Source organism: Kitasatospora sp. DSM 101779, assembly GCF_025655475.1.
Lineage (GTDB): Bacteria > Actinomycetota > Actinomycetes > Streptomycetales > Streptomycetaceae > Kitasatospora.
Genome location: NZ_JAHTIK010000001.1, coordinates 3,031,790 through 3,045,888 on the forward strand (window position 1 = coordinate 3,031,790; position 14,099 = coordinate 3,045,888).

Sequence of the window (14,099 nt, forward strand, 5' to 3'; positions counted from 1 at the left end):
GTGAGACTACCGTGCGAAACCCGCGGTTCCGGTCACCGTCGCTCCGGCTTCGCCGAGCGCGCCATCAGACCGGCGAGCACCTCCTGGGTGGGGCGCCCGTTGTGGACGACGTCCACCACGGCCTCCACGATCGGCATGTCGACCCCGTTGCGCCGGGCCAGGTCGAGCACCGACTCGCAGGACTTCACACCCTCCGCGGTCTGCTTGGTGGCGGCCACGGTCTCCTCCAGGGTCATGCCCCGGCCGAGATTCATGCCGAAGGTGTTGTTGCGCGACAGCGGCGAGGAGCAGGTGGCGACCAGGTCGCCCATGCCGGCGAGGCCGGCGAAGGTGTGTGCGTCCGCGCCGAGCGCGAGGCCGAGCCGGGTGGTCTCGGCCAGGCCGCGGGTGATCAGGGTGGCCTTGGTGTTGTCGCCGAGGCCCATGCCGGCCGCCATGCCGACGGCCAGGCCGATGACGTTCTTGACCGCGCCGCCGAGCTCGCAGCCCACCACGTCGGTGTTGGTGTAAGGCCGGAAGTACGGGGTGTGGCAGGCCTTCTGGAAGCGCTGGGCGACCGCCTCGTCGGTGCAGGCGACCACACTGGCGGCCGGCTGCCGGCGGGCGATCTCCATGGCGAGGTTGGGACCGGAGACGACCGCGACGCGCTCCGGGCCGACGCCGGCGACCTCCTGGATCACCTCGCTCATCCGCTCGGCGGTGCCGAGTTCGATGCCCTTCATCAGGCTGACCAGGACGGTCTGCGGCTCGATCAGCGGCGCCCAGGCCGCCAGGTTGGCGCGCAGCGTCTGCGAGGGCACCGCGAGCACCGCGAAGTCGGCGCCGGCCAGTGCCTCGGCGGCGTCGGTGGTGGCCCGCACGCGGGCGGGCAGTTCGATGCCCGGCAGGTAGTCCGGGTTCTCGTGGGTACGGTCGATCGCGTCGACGAGCTCCTTGCGGCGCCCCCAGAGCACGACCTCGCAGCCGGCGTCGGCGAGCACCATCGCGAAGGCGGTGCCCCAGGATCCGGTCCCGAACACGGCGCAGCGGGTCACTCGGCACGCTCCTCGGCGGCGCCCTCGCGGGCGCGGTCGCGCTTGGCGGCCGCGGCGGCGGCCCGCTCGCGGGCGGCCTTGCGCATGTCGTAGCGCTCGGCGGGGGCCTTCTCGCCGCGGATGCCCTCCAGGACGGCGGTGATGGCCGCCATGATGTCCTCGGTGGCGTCCCTGAGCACCTGGGCGGTGAGCTCCTGCCCCTGGTACTTGCTCAGGTCGACCGGCGGGCCGGCCGCGACCGTCACCTTGTGCCGCGGGAAGAGGTGGTACTTGCCCTTACCGCCGCGGCCGTACGGCGGGATGATCTCGTGGGCGCCCCAGTGGGCGACCGGGATGACCGGCGCACCGGTCATCAGCGCGACGCGGGCGGCGCCGCTCTTGCCGGTCATCGGCCAGAGGTCGGGGTCGCGGGTCAGCGTGCCCTCGGGGTAGAACTGCACGCACTGGCCGCCGTTGATGGCGTCGATGGCGGCGCGGAACGCCTCGGCGGCGTCGGTGGACTCGCGGAACACCGGGATCTGGCCGGTCTTGCGCAGCATGAAGCCGATGAACGGCACCGAGAACAGCTGGGACTTGCCGAGTATCCGCGGCGGGCGGCCGCTGTTGTACTGCCAGTGGGCGTAGAACACCGGGTCGATCACCGAATTGTGGTTCACGGCCGCGATGAAGCCGCCCTCCTTCGGCAGGTTCTCCCAGCCGCTCCATTCGGTCTTCGCCAGCGCATTGGTCACCGGCTTCACGAGGACCGCCGCGAAGCGGTACCAGATCCCGTAGTCGGCGTTGCCGAAACTGGCGTACGAGCGGCGGGCCACCCAGCTCCTCCTCATCCGGTGCGGCACGTGGGGTGCCGCGGTCCTCGATCGCCGCCCGGTGTGCCCGGTCGGGGCCCCGGCGCCGGCCCCCGTACGCCGTTCGCTGCCGCGCTTCGACGGGGTGTGACCTGCTGCTCTCCACCGGCCGGGACGGCCGGGAGGGCCCGGGGCGCCGACCAGTCTCACCCGCGGGCGGACCGGCTGTCGAGCAGCCGCCCTGGGCAGGCCCCGGGCGAGTGACCAAACGCACGCGAATCGCGGCCGCCTGGCCCGGGCCCGGGACCCGACGCCACAATGGCGCCGATGACCGAGGACACCGTACGCCCCGCCGGCCGTCCGCCGCTGCCACCGGCTCCGGCGCTGTGGTCGCTGGTGCTGCCGGTGAAGCCCCCCGCGGTGGCCAAGAGCCGGCTGGAGCCGTTCGCCGGACCGCACCGCCCGCGGCTGGCGCTGGCCTTCGCCCTGGACACCGCGCGGGCCGCGCTGGCCTGCCCGGCGGTCGCCCGGGTGCTGGCGGTGACCCGGGACGCCGCGGCCGCGGAGCAACTCGCTCGCCTCGGCGTGCTGGTGGTGCCGGACGAGCCCGGCGGCGGCCTCAACGCCGCCCTGGAGCACGGGGCCGCGCGCGCCGCGGTGCTCGCACCGCACGCTCCGGTGGCGGCGCTCTCCGCCGACCTGCCGGCGCTGCGGCCCGCCGAACTCGCCCGTGTGCTGGCCGCGGTGCCGCCCGGCGGCCGGGCCTTCCTGGCGGACGCCCCCGGCCTGGGCACCACGCTGCTCGCCGCACCGTCCGCCGCCGAGCTGCGGCCCGCCTTCGGCGACGGGTCGCGGCGGCGGCACGCCCTCGGCGGTGCGTGCGAACTGGAGTTGGCCGACGTGGCCTCGGTGCGGCGGGACGTGGACACCGGGGAGGACCTGCGCGAGGCGCTGGCCCTCGGTGTGGGGCCGCTGACGGCCGCCGCGGCGGCCGCCCTGGTGTGACCGCTCGCTATGCTGTCGGCCATGCAGGCCACCGCGTTCACCTTCGACCCCGGCACCCGGGCGGGCTCCGTCCTGCTCGACGACGGCACGCCGGTGCCCTTCGACGCGGCGGCCTTCGACGCCGGGGGCCTGCGGCTGCTGCGGCCCGGCCAGCGGGTGCGGATCCGCACCGAGGGCGAGGGCGCCGAGCGCCGGGTGGTCTTCGTGACCCTGCAGACCTTCCCCGACCCGGGCGCCGAGGGCTGAGCCCCTCCGGCGCGCCGCCGCCCGGCCGGTCCGGGACGGCACCGCCGAACCCGAAGGACACGAAAGAGCTGCGCCGGCCCGCCTCCGGAATCCCGGATCCGCGGGCCGCCGCAGCTCTCGCCGTGCTCTGACCGGCCGTCGCCCGAAGGGCCGACAGAGCCTACTTGGCGGCGGTCTTGCGCGCGGTGGTCTTGCGCGTCGTGGTCTTCTTCGCCGGGGCGGTCTTCTTGGCCGTCGCGGTGGTCTTCTTGGCGGTGGCGGTGGTCTTCTTGGCCGCCGCGGCCGTGGTCTTGGCGGGGGCCGCCTTCTTGGCCGTCGCGGTGGTCTTCTTCGCCGCCGCGGTGGTCTTGGCGGGGGCCGCCTTCTTGGCCGTCGCGGTGGTCTTCTTCGCCGCCGCGGTGGTGCGGGTCGTGGTGGTGGTCTTCTTCGCGGCCGTCTTCTTGGTGGCCGCGGCCGCGGTGCCGGCGGCGGCCGCGACGCGCTTGGTGGCGGCGCGCTTGGTCGCGGCCGCGGTGGCGCCGCTCTTGCCCGGGGTGAGCGAGCCCTTGGGGGCCTTCTTGACCGAGGGGCCTTCCTTCGGCAGCTTCTTGGAGCCGCTGACGAGGTCCTTGAAGCCCTGGCCCGGGCGGAAGCGCGGGACGGAGGTCTTCTTGACCTTGACCCGCTCACCGGTCTGCGGGTTGCGGGCGAAGCGCGCGGAGCGCTCCACCTTCTCGAAGGTGCCGAAGCCGGTGACCGAGACCCGGTCACCGGCCACGACGGCACGCACCATGGTGTCGAGCACTGCGTCGACGGCCTCTGCGGCAGCCTTGCGACCGCCCAGCTGCTCGGCCACCGCTTCGACAAGCTGAGCCTTGTTCACGTCTTCCCCTTCGGAAACGGGCGCCGGATGAATCCATCCGTTCATTTCGCACGTTAGGTATGTATCTGCGGACTTTCAATTACCAAACGCGTGAATCACCCTAGTGTCGCAATGGATTTGCGCGTTCGCGACCTCAGCCGAGCGGCGGGCGCCCCGCGTCGAGGTCCTGCACAAAGCGACTCAACCGCCGGGCCGCCCCCGGGAGATCACGCTTGGCGGTCTCCGTGACGATCAGCAGTTGACGGGTGAGAGCGGTCTTTGCTTCCGCTGACACGTTCAGCGCAGATACGCGAGCGTGGGCTTGCTTCAACCGCTCGGCCACAAGCGCGTAGAGCGCCTCGGCTTCCGGGTCGTCCGGTTCCTCAGCAGGTGAGGTCTGGTCGTCCGTCCGGCCGTCAATTCGACCGCCGGCTGCACCGCCGTTCACCTCCGGGTGCGCGGGATCGCCGCCCGCGTACGGAGGTTCGTCGTGCCGGTGCATGCAACGATTGTGCCATCTGTTGTGATGTGCCCTGCGCAAGGGGGCTCTTGGGCAAATGCCCGCTGGCGTTCCGAGTGGGTGTCAGACCCGAACTCGGACTCGAACTCCGGTCGGCCCGGAGAGCCGCGGCGAAGCACTCGGGCGGCCGAACGCCGGATGGCCCGCCCCCCCGAGGGGAGGCGGGCCATCCGGCGTACGCGGGGAACTGCCGCCGGTCAGGCGACCGGCAGGGTGCGCGGCTTGAACGAGGGGCGGGTCGCCTCGAAAGCGGCGATGTCGCCCTCGTTCTGCAGCGTGATGCTGATGTCGTCCAGGCCGTTCAGCAGGCGCCAGCGGACGTTGTCGTCGAGCTCGAAGGAGGCCGTCACGCCCTCGGCGCGGACCTCGCGGGCCTCCAGGTCGACGGTGATCTCGGCGGCCGGGTCGGCCTCGACCAGCTCCCAGAGGCGCTCGACGGTCTCCTGCGGCAGGACGACGGTCAGCAGGCCGTTCTTCAGCGAGTTGCCGCGGAAGATGTCGGCGAAGCGCGAGGAGATGACGGCCTGGAAGCCGTAGTTCTGCAGCGCCCAGACGGCGTGCTCGCGGGACGAGCCGGTGCCGAACTCGGGGCCGGCCACCAGGACGCTGGCGCCCTGCCGCTCGGGGCGGTTGAGGACGAAGTCCTCGTCCTTGCGCCAGGCCTCGAAGAGGCCGTCCTCGAAGCCGGAGCGGGTGACCTTCTTCAGCCAGTGCGCCGGGATGATCTGGTCGGTGTCCACGTTGCTGCGGCGCAGCGGGACGGCCCGGCCGGTGTGGGTGGTGAACTTCTCCATGGCTCAGGCCTCCACGGAAACGCGGTCGGACAGGTCGGAGGGCGAAGCGAGGCGGCCCAGCACCGCGGTCGCGGCGGCGACCTGCGGGGAGACCAGGTGGGTGCGGCCGCCCTTGCCCTGGCGGCCCTCGAAGTTGCGGTTCGAGGTCGAGGCGCAGCGCTCTCCCGGGGCCAGCTGGTCCGGGTTCATGCCGAGGCACATCGAGCAGCCCGCGTGGCGCCACTCGGCGCCGGCCGCGGTGAAGACCTTGTCCAGGCCCTCCTCGACGGCCTGCAGGGCGACCCGGACGGAACCGGGGACGACCAGCATCCGCACGCCCTCCGCGACCTGGCGGCCGTCGAGGATGTCGGCGGCGGCGCGCAGGTCCTCGATCCGGCCGTTGGTGCAGGAGCCGACGAAGACGGCGTCGACGGAGACCTCGCGCAGCGGGGTGCCGGCCTCCAGGCCCATGTACTTCAGGGCGTTCTCGGCGGCGATCCGCTCCTGCGGGTCCTCGAAGTCCTCGGGGTTCGGGACGTTGGCGCCGAGCGGGGCGCCCTGGCCCGGGTTGGTGCCCCAGGTGACGAACGGGGTCAGCGAGTTGGCGTCGATGAAGACCTCGGCGTCGAAGACGGCGTCCTCGTCGGTGGTCAGCGTGCGCCAGTAGGCGACGGCGGCGTCCCAGTCCTCGCCCTCGGGGGCGTGCGGGCGGCCCTTGAGGTACTCGAAGGTGGTGTCGTCGGGGGCGATCATGCCGGCCCGGGCGCCCGCCTCGATGGACATGTTGCAGATGGTCATCCGGGCCTCCATCGAGAGGCTGCGGATGGCGGAGCCGCGGTACTCCAGGACGTAGCCCTGGCCGCCGCCGGTGCCGATCTTGGCGATGATGGCCAGGATCAGGTCCTTGGCGGTGACGCCCTCGGGCAGCTCGCCCTCGACGGTGATGGCCATGGTCCTGAACGGGGCCAGCGGCAGGGTCTGGGTGGCGAGCACGTGCTCGACCTGGCTGGTGCCGATGCCGAACGCCAGCGCGCCGAAGGCGCCGTGGGTGGAGGTGTGGGAGTCGCCGCAGACCACGGTGGTGCCGGGCTGGGTCAGGCCCAGCTGCGGGCCGACGACGTGCACGACGCCCTGCTCGACGTCGCCCAGCGAGTGGATGCGCACGCCGAACTCGGCGGCGTTCTTGCGCAGCGTCTCCAGCTGGACCTTGGAGACCGGGTCGGCGATCGGCTTGTCGATGTCGAGCGTGGGGGTGTTGTGGTCCTCGGTGGCGATCGTCAGATCGGTACGGCGGACCTTGCGGCCGGCCAGCCGGAGGCCGTCGAAGGCCTGGGGGCTGGTGACCTCGTGCAGCAGGTGCAGGTCGATGAAGAGGAGGTCGGGCTCGCCCTCGGCGCGCCGGACGACGTGGTCGTCCCAGACCTTCTCTGCGAGTGTCCGTCCCATCGCTTTCCCTCCAGCCGGCCGCATTGCCGGCCTTCTCGTGTCGTCGAGGTCTCTTCCGGTGCCGCCCTGGTGAGGCTCGCTGCGGAGTCGCGACCTGCACGCCGGATCGTCTGTCCAGGATGTGGACGCTTGGGTGAAGGTCCATCCTGGGTGTCTCCCGGGCTGCTGCATCAAGAGTGGCGCTTTTCTCGGAAGATTGAACTTGCGTCTCGCCCACTGAGACTGCAGTATCGAGACATGGACAACACTAGCGGCGTCGGCGTTCTCGACAAGGCCGCTCTGGTGCTGAGCGCACTGGAGTCGGGCCCCGCCACGTTGGCGGGGCTGGTCGCCGCCACCGGTCTGGCGCGGCCCACGGCCCACCGACTTGCCGTCGCACTCGAACACCACCGCCTGGTCACCAGGGACATGCAGGGCCGGTTCATCCTCGGCCCCCGACTCGCCGAGCTCTCCGCCGCCGCGGGCGAGGACCGCCTGCTCGCCACCGCCGGGCCGGTGCTCACGCACCTGCGCGACGTCACCGGCGAGAGCGCCCAGCTCTACCGCCGCCAGGGCGAGATGCGCATCTGCGTCGCCGCCGCCGAGCGGCTCTCGGGCCTGCGGGACACCGTCCCGGTCGGCTCCACCCTGCCGATGAAGGCCGGGTCGGCCGCCCAGGTCCTGCTGGCCTGGGAGGAACCCGAGCGCCTCCACCGCGGCCTGCAGGGCGCCCGCTTCACCGCGACGGCGCTCAGCGGCGTGCGGCGCCGCGGCTGGGCCCAGTCGATCGGCGAGCGCGAGCCGGGCGTGGCGTCCGTCTCCGCGCCCGTCCGCGGCCCCTCCAACCGCGTGGTGGCCGCCGTCTCGGTGTCCGGCCCGATCGAGCGCCTCACCCGCCACCCGGGCCGGCTGCACGCCCAGGCCATCATCGAGGCCGCCAACCGCCTCACCGAGGCGCTCCGCCGCGGCTGACGGCCACGGACGCCGGAGAACGACCGAAGGGCCCGCCCCGGAACAGGGGGCGGGCCCTTCGGATTGCGCGCGGGAATTCCGGCCCGTTCGGACCTGTTCACGAAAGGCCCGGATCCGGAAAACAAAAAAGCCCCGGTCACCCGGAGCTTGTTGGCTGGGGTACCAGGACTCGAACCTAGACTAAATGAACCAGAATCACTCGTGCTGCCAATTACACCATACCCCAAAAGTACCCCCGACCGGATTCGAACCGGCGCTACCGCCTTGAGAGGGCGGCGTGCTAGGCCGCTACACAACGGGGGCCCGCACCACCGAGGTGGCGCTGAGTACCCCCGACCGGATTCGAACCGGCGCTACTGCCTTGAGAGGGCAGCGTGCTAGGCCGCTACACAACGGGGGCATACTCATTCACTCTGCAATTTTCCGAAGAAACTGCGTACCCCCGACCGGATTCGAACCGGCGCTACCGCCTTGAGAGGGCGGCGTGCTAGGCCGCTACACAACGGGGGCTTGCACTACTGCTGTACTGCGCTGGGGTACCAGGACTCGAACCTAGACTAACTGAACCAGAATCAGTCGTGCTGCCAATTACACCATACCCCACCAGAGTTCAACCCCTGCGGGGCCTTCGCTCGGTGTCTCGCGCCTCCCTGCCCGGGCGGCGCAGAAAGAACATTACCCGACGCCAGGCCCGGCTCCAAAATCGATAACCGCAGGCAGGGCGCCGGACGCCTGCGGCCCTGGTCAGCGCACCGGGGCCGCAGGCGCGGAGGCCGGCCTCACGAGGCCGGCGCGGCCTCCAGGGCGGCCGTCAACCGGCGCAGCGTCTCGGCCCGGCCCAGCAGCTCCATCGACTCGAACAGCGGCGGGGAGACCCGGCGCCCGGTCACCGCCACCCGAAGCGGCGTGAAGGCGAACTTCGGCTTGATCCCGAGGCCGTCCACCAGGGCCTCGCGCAGGGCGGCCTGGATCGCGTCCGGGGTGAAGTCGGCCAGCTCCTCCAGCGCCTTCACCGAGGCCTCCAGCACCGGCCGGGCGTCCGCGCCGAGCGCCTTGGCGGCGTCGTCCGGGTCGACGGCGAAGTCGGCCGGGTCGACGAACAGGAAGCCGGCCATCGGGACGATCTCGCTCAGCACGACCATCCGTTCCTGGGTGAGCGGGGCGACCGCGGCCAGCAGGTCCAGCTGGTGCGCGGTGGGCTCCGCCGGCAGGAGGCCCGCGGCCTGCAGGTACGGCACCAGCCGGCGGACGAAGTCCTCCGGGTCGAGGGCGCGCAGGTGCTCGGCGTTGATCGCCTCGCACTTCTTGAGGTCGAAGCGGGCCGGGTTGGCGTTGACCTTGGCGATGTCGAAGGCCGCGACCATCTCGGCCATGGAGAAGCGGTCCCGGTCCTCGGAGAGCGACCAGCCCAGCAGCGCGAGGTAGTTGAGCAGGCCCTCGGGCAGGAACCCGCGCTCCCGGTACAGGTTGAGCGAGGCCTGCGGGTCGCGCTTGGAGAGCTTCTTGTTGCCCTCGCCCATCACGTACGGCAGGTGGCCGAAGCGCGGGGTGGTGCCGGCGCCCACGCCGATGTCGGCGAGCGCCGCGTACAGCGCGATCTGACGGGGCGTGGAGGAGAGCAGGTCCTCGCCGCGCAGCACGTGGGTGATCCCCATCAGCGCGTCGTCGACCGGGTTGACCAGGGTGTACAGCGGCGCGCCGTTCGCCCGCACGATGCCGTAGTCCGGCACGTCCTTCGGGTCGAAGGTGACCGGGCCGCGGACGAGGTCGTCGAAGGAGAGCGCGGTGTCGGGCATCCGGAAGCGCAGGATCGGCGAGCGGCCCTCCAGCCTGTAGACGGCGACCTGGTCCTCGCTCAGCTCGCGGCAGTGGCCGTCGTAGCCGGACGGCCTGCCGGCGGCGCGGGCGGCCTCGCGGCGGGCGTCCAGCTCCTCGGTGGAGCAGTAGCAGTGGTAGGCGTGGCCGGCCTCGTGCAGGCGGCGGGCGACGTCGGCGTAGACGTCCATCCGCTGGGACTGCCGGTAGGGCGCGTGCGGGCCGCCGACCTCCGGGCCCTCGTCCCAGTCGAAACCGAGCCAGCGCATGGCGTCGAGCAGCTGGTTGTACGAGTCCTCGGAGTCGCGGGCCGCGTCGGTGTCCTCGATCCGGAACACCAGGGTGCCGCCGTGGTGGCGGGCGAAGGCCCAGTTGAACAGGGCGGTGCGGACCAGCCCGACGTGCGGGTTGCCGGTCGGGGACGGGCAGAAGCGGACCCGGATGTCGGAGCCCGCGGGAGAGTCAGCCACGCTTGATCACCTTGTTGGCGAGAGTGCCGATGCCTTCGACGGAGACGGCGACCTCGTCGCCGATGCTGAGGGGGCCAACGCCCGCGGGGGTGCCGGTCAGGACGACGTCGCCCGGCAGGAGCGTCATCGCCTCGGAGATGTGCGCGATCAGTTCGGGGATCGAACGCACCATCAGGGAGGTCCGGCCGGTCTGCCGCAGCTCGCCGTTGACGGTGCAGGTGATCGCCAGGTCGGACGGGTCCAGCTCGGTCTCGATCCACGGGCCGAGCGGGCAGGAGGTGTCGAAGCCCTTGGCCCGGGCCCACTGGCCCTCGCGCTGCTGGACGTCGCGCGCGGTGACGTCGTTGGCGCAGGTGTAGCCGAGGATCACCTCGGGGACGCGCTCCAGCGGCACCTCGCGGCACATCCGGCCGATCACCACGGCGAGCTCCGCCTCGTGCTGCACGTCCGAGGAGAACGGCGGGTAGGCGATGGACTCGGTCGGGCCGACGACCGCGGTGGACGGCTTGAAGAAGGTCAGCGGGACGTCCGGCACCTCGTTGCCGAGCTCCGCGGCGTGCGCCGCGTAGTTGCGGCCGACCGCGACGATCTTGTTGGGCAGCATCGGCGCCAGCAGCCGGACGTCCTGCATCCGGAAGCTCTCGCCGGTTAGCTGCGGCGGCCCGAACGGGTGGCCGGCCAGCGCGTGGACCACCAGGGAATCGGGTTGGGCCGCATCGCCCTCGACGACGCCGAAGGAGACGCTGCCGGCGGCAGGACTCCCTTCCCGGACGGAAAACCTGGCGATGCGCACCCTGCAGCCTCTCGATAGGGGACCTGCTCGATCATTCCCAGGCTATCGCGCGGGGTGCCGCCGGCCCGGGGGCGCGCGGCCACGGGGGCGCACGGGCGCCCGGACACCCCCCGAAGCACGGAGGGGCGCCGACCGCTGCGGTCGGCGCCCCTCCACCGGGCGGGTGCGCCCGGACGGCCGTGCTCAGTCCAGCGGCAGACGCGGCGCGGGCGCCACCATCAGCTGGGTGCGGCGCGGGTTGGCGGTGCTGTCGGGCAGCTCGACGGCGTACTCGCGCGGCTGCTGGGAGGCGAGCGCGCCGGGGAGCTGGGCGAAGTCCTCGACGGAGGCCAGGGTCGTCCGGCGCGGGTTGGCGGTGGCCCGGACGGTGAGCGTGGACTTCGGAGCCTTCGTCGGCTGGGACATGGGCGGGGCACCTTGGTTTCGCGAGGAGGACTTTTGGACGGGCGCGGGCCTGGGAAGGCTCTCCGCGGCCCCGCCAAGGGTAAGGATCTCCTGTCACAGGAGCCGTGACCAAAGCTACACATTAACCTGTGACTTTGGTCACAATTCCGTGATCCATTTCGGCTTTCGGGGCATTCGGGACGGTTCGAGAATTCCGACATAGCTCCCATTTCGGACATTGGTTGCACATGTCCGGGCTGCACCCGGTCGGCCGAAGGGTGCTGCGTGTCCGAAAAGAGCCGTATTACCAGCGCGTAACCGCACGGACCGTGAGAGCCTGCGCGCGGTCGGTAGCTCAGGACACCGAGTCATAACGGCCCTTGTTGGACTTCTCGCGCTGTGCTGGAATGCCACGGAAAAACTCGACACCGTCCCCCTCCGCGCCAGCGGGGAGGGGCGCCCGGTCCAGAGGTTGCGACGCCAGTGCAGGGACGTTTCAAGAGGGGCAGCGGCGCCGCGGGTGACCCGGAGTCGCGCGAGCCGGCCGGCCCCCACCAGGCAGCGCCGACAGCAGGCCAGGCCGGCGGTACCGCCGAGCCGGCCGACGACACGGTCACGGACGGCCACGACACGGCCGACGGCAAGTCGGGCCGTTCGCGGCTCCGCAGTACGCTCAACTACCGCCGGGCCACCGGCCTGAACAGGTTCGCGCTGCGCAACTGGCGCATCCGCACGCGCCTGATCGCGCTGCTGCTGCTCCCCGTGATGGTCGCGCTCGTCCTCGGTGGTCTGCGTGTGCAGACCTCTATGGAGAACTCCCGCCAGCTGGCGCAGATGACCGACCTCGCGGACCTCGCCCGCCGGGCGACCGCGCTGGCCGACGCCCTGGAGACCGAGCGCGACATCAGCGCCGGCCCGCTGACCGCCAAGCCCGGCGAGCGGCAGGACCCGGACGTCATGGACGCCCAGAAGAACACCGACCAGCTGAGCAAGGCCTTCGCCACCAGTGCCGACAAGTTCGACGAGCTCGACCTCGCCGGTGGAAAGGCACTGCTGCTGCAGGTCCGCAAGGACCTCAACCAGCTGTCGGAGGCACGTGGCTCCGCGTACACAAACATCGACAACATTCAGGCCACCGTCCTGAACTACGACGTGATCATCAAGGGTCTCATCGGCATCACCGAGGAGATCGCGATCGCGTCGAACTCGACCGAGCTGATCAAGATCACCCGGGCGCTCAGCCAGTTCGCGCTGTCCAAGGAGAACGCCTCCATGCAGCGCGCGCTGATCTCCGCCGCGCTGGCCCGCCCCGGCAAGGCCGACCTCTCCCCCTCGGACGAGACCTTCGGTATCCGGCTCCAGGTCTCCGAGGAGTCCGCGCTCGCCAACTTCACCGCCATCTACGGTGACGAGGAGGCCCGCAAGAAGCGCTCCAGCCTGAGCTTCAACCAGACCATCGCGGACACCGACCGGTACACCCAGCAGGTGCTGAACACCAACGGCATCCGGCAGACCGACCCGCGCACCTACACGGACTGGTACGACGCCGCCAGCGTCAAGATCAACGCCGAGCAGCGCATCGAGACCCAGCTGCTCGAGGACCTCGACGGCAAGGCCCAGAAGCTGCAGTCGGACGCCGACACCCAGGCGCTGGTCAACGCCGCGCTGATCGCCCTCGTCCTCATCGTCGCCATCGCCGGTGCGGCCATCGTGGCCCGCTCGATGGTGCGCTCGCTGACCCGTCTGCAGACCGCGGCCGAGGACGTCGCCGAGCGCCGTCTGCCCGAGCTGGTCAAGACCCTCTCCGAGAGCGACCCGCACGACGTCGACGTCACCGTCGAGCCCGTCGGCGTCGACTCCGCGGACGAGATCGGCCACGTGGCCTCCGCGTTCGACATGGTGCACCGCGAGGCCGTCCGCCTCGCCGCCGAGCAGGCCCTTCTGCGAGGCAACATCAACGCGATGTTCACCAACCTCTCGCGCCGCAGCCAGGGCCTCATCCAGCGCCAGCTGTCGCTCATCTCCGAGCTGGAGAGCCGCGAGGCCGACCCGGACCAGCTGGCCAGCCTCTTCAAGCTGGACCACCTCGCGACCCGTATGCGCCGCAACGGTGAGAACCTGCTCGTCCTCGCGGGTGAGGACCCGGGCCGCCGCTGGACCCGCCCCGTCCCGCTGGTCGACGTGCTCCGCGCCGCCGCCTCCGAGGTGGAGCAGTACGAGCGCATCGAACTCGCCGCGGTGCCGTCGACCGAGGTCGCCGGCCGCGTCGTCAACGACCTCGTCCACCTCCTCGCCGAGCTGCTGGAGAACGCGACCTCGTTCTCCAGCCCGCAGACCCGCGTCCGGGTCACCGGCCACGCGCTGCCCGACGGCCGCGTGCTGGTCGAGATCCACGACACCGGCATCGGCCTGAGCCCGGACGACCTCGCGGACATCAACGAGCGCCTCGCGAGCCCGCCCACCGTCGACGTCTCCGTCTCCCGCCGCATGGGCCTCTTCGTGGTCGGCCGCCTGTCCCTGCGACACGGCATCCGCATCCAGCTGCGCCCCAGCGACTCCGGCGGCACCACCGCACTCGTCATGCTGCCGGTCGACGTCACCAACGCCGCCGGCCGCCCGGGCCAGCGCCCGGCCGGCGGTGCCGCCGCCGGCAAGGGCCGCGGTCTCACCCCGACCCCGCGCCAGCAGGGCCGCGGCACCGCGGCGGAGGCCCTCGCGGGCCGCGCAGCCGCCGCGCTCAACCAGGCACCGGCCGGTGCGCCCGCCCGTCCGCAGCTCGGCCAGGGCCCGCAGGGCGGTGTCCCGCAGCAGCAGCCCCAGGGCGGCCGTCCCGCCGGCGGCCTGCCGACCCGTGACGCCGGCCAGGCGCTGCGCGAGAACTCCTCGCCGAACCAGCCGGGCCAGCAGGCCCCGCAGGGCCACCCCAACCAGCAGGGCCAGCAGGGCCTGCAGGGCCAGCCGCGGCGGGTTCCGGGCGCCTCCGGTGCCCCGGGCGTGCAGGGCGGCCCCGGCGGCCAGCCCGGCAGCATGCCG

At 72.0% G+C, this 14,099-nt stretch carries 13 protein-coding genes and 5 tRNA genes; 4 read left to right on the forward strand and 14 right to left on the reverse strand.

All coding sequences use genetic code 11. The annotated features are described in order from the left end of the window. Positions 1–32: 32 nt before the first annotated feature. Complete coding sequence (locus KSNIM_RS13850) at positions 33–1,034, reverse strand: NAD(P)H-dependent glycerol-3-phosphate dehydrogenase (protein ID WP_263103530.1); 1,002 nt, start codon at positions 1,032–1,034, stop codon at positions 33–35. Beyond that, positions 1,031–1,861 carry a lysophospholipid acyltransferase family protein gene (locus tag KSNIM_RS13855; RefSeq protein WP_411543708.1) on the reverse strand — a complete coding sequence of 277 codons (831 nt, stop codon included), beginning with the start codon at positions 1,859–1,861 and terminating at the stop codon, positions 1,031–1,033. The genes KSNIM_RS13850 and KSNIM_RS13855 overlap by 4 nt, the downstream gene beginning before the upstream one ends. Positions 1,862–2,149: 288 nt before the next feature. On the opposite strand from KSNIM_RS13855, the gene cofC reads away from it, so the two are divergent. Both cofC and KSNIM_RS13865 read left to right on the forward strand, forming a co-directional pair. After that, positions 2,150–2,827, forward strand: coding sequence for a 2-phospho-L-lactate guanylyltransferase (gene cofC, locus KSNIM_RS13860; protein ID WP_263103532.1), 678 nt, complete (start codon positions 2,150–2,152; stop codon positions 2,825–2,827). Between the two features lie 21 nt (positions 2,828–2,848). Further along, complete coding sequence (locus KSNIM_RS13865) at positions 2,849–3,073, forward strand: hypothetical protein (protein ID WP_263103533.1); 225 nt, start codon at positions 2,849–2,851, stop codon at positions 3,071–3,073. Between the two features lie 160 nt (positions 3,074–3,233). Here KSNIM_RS13865 and KSNIM_RS13870 read toward each other — a convergent pair whose 3' ends face one another. From KSNIM_RS13870 to leuC, 4 genes are all read right to left on the reverse strand, one after another. Beyond that, complete coding sequence (locus KSNIM_RS13870) at positions 3,234–3,935, reverse strand: HU family DNA-binding protein (RefSeq protein WP_263103534.1); 702 nt, start codon at positions 3,933–3,935, stop codon at positions 3,234–3,236. Positions 3,936–4,068: 133 nt separating this feature from the next. Next, positions 4,069–4,257 carry a hypothetical protein gene (locus tag KSNIM_RS13875; RefSeq protein ID WP_078661527.1) on the reverse strand — a complete coding sequence of 63 codons (189 nt, stop codon included), beginning with the start codon at positions 4,255–4,257 and terminating at the stop codon, positions 4,069–4,071. Positions 4,258–4,631: 374 nt separating this feature from the next. Beyond that, positions 4,632–5,228, reverse strand: coding sequence for a 3-isopropylmalate dehydratase small subunit (gene leuD, locus KSNIM_RS13880; protein WP_263103535.1), 597 nt, complete (start codon positions 5,226–5,228; stop codon positions 4,632–4,634). A gap of 3 nt (positions 5,229–5,231) precedes the next feature. Beyond that, on the reverse strand, positions 5,232–6,653 hold the full coding sequence (gene leuC, locus KSNIM_RS13885; RefSeq protein WP_263103536.1) for a 3-isopropylmalate dehydratase large subunit: 1,422 nt from the start codon (positions 6,651–6,653) through the stop codon (positions 5,232–5,234). Positions 6,654–6,890: 237 nt separating this feature from the next. On the opposite strand from leuC, the gene ndgR reads away from it, so the two are divergent. Further along, positions 6,891–7,604 (forward strand): IclR family transcriptional regulator NdgR, encoded by a 714-nt coding sequence (gene ndgR / locus KSNIM_RS13890; protein ID WP_030275730.1) that lies wholly within the window; start codon positions 6,891–6,893, stop codon positions 7,602–7,604. 151 nt (positions 7,605–7,755) lie between these two features. Here ndgR and KSNIM_RS13895 read toward each other — a convergent pair. From KSNIM_RS13895 to KSNIM_RS13930, 8 genes are all read right to left on the reverse strand, one after another. After that, a tRNA-Gln gene (locus tag KSNIM_RS13895) sits at positions 7,756–7,830 on the reverse strand. A 4-nt stretch (positions 7,831–7,834) separates the two neighbouring features. Beyond that, a tRNA-Glu gene (locus KSNIM_RS13900) sits at positions 7,835–7,907 on the reverse strand. 24 nt (positions 7,908–7,931) lie between these two features. Beyond that, positions 7,932–8,004, reverse strand: a tRNA-Glu gene (locus KSNIM_RS13905). 37 nt (positions 8,005–8,041) lie between these two features. Next, positions 8,042–8,114, reverse strand: a tRNA-Glu gene (locus KSNIM_RS13910). 21 nt (positions 8,115–8,135) lie between these two features. Continuing rightward, positions 8,136–8,207: transfer RNA gene (locus KSNIM_RS13915), tRNA-Gln, on the reverse strand. 176 nt (positions 8,208–8,383) lie between these two features. Beyond that, positions 8,384–9,889: a glutamate--tRNA ligase gene (gene gltX / locus KSNIM_RS13920; protein ID WP_263103537.1), complete on the reverse strand. Its 1,506-nt coding sequence runs from the start codon at positions 9,887–9,889 to the stop codon at positions 8,384–8,386. Beyond that, entirely contained in the window at positions 9,882–10,682 is an 801-nt protein-coding gene (locus KSNIM_RS13925) for a fumarylacetoacetate hydrolase family protein (protein ID WP_263103538.1), read from the reverse strand. The genes gltX and KSNIM_RS13925 overlap by 8 nt, the downstream gene beginning before the upstream one ends. A gap of 183 nt (positions 10,683–10,865) precedes the next feature. Beyond that, the gene (locus KSNIM_RS13930; protein WP_263103539.1) at positions 10,866–11,087 is read right to left on the reverse strand and encodes a hypothetical protein; all 222 of its coding nucleotides are present in this window, start codon (positions 11,085–11,087) and stop codon (positions 10,866–10,868) included. 786 nt (positions 11,088–11,873) lie between these two features. Between KSNIM_RS13930 and KSNIM_RS13935 the strand changes: the two genes are divergently transcribed. Further along, on the forward strand, positions 11,874–14,099 hold a 2,226-nt coding region (locus tag KSNIM_RS13935), incomplete at its 3' end, for a nitrate- and nitrite sensing domain-containing protein (protein ID WP_411543709.1).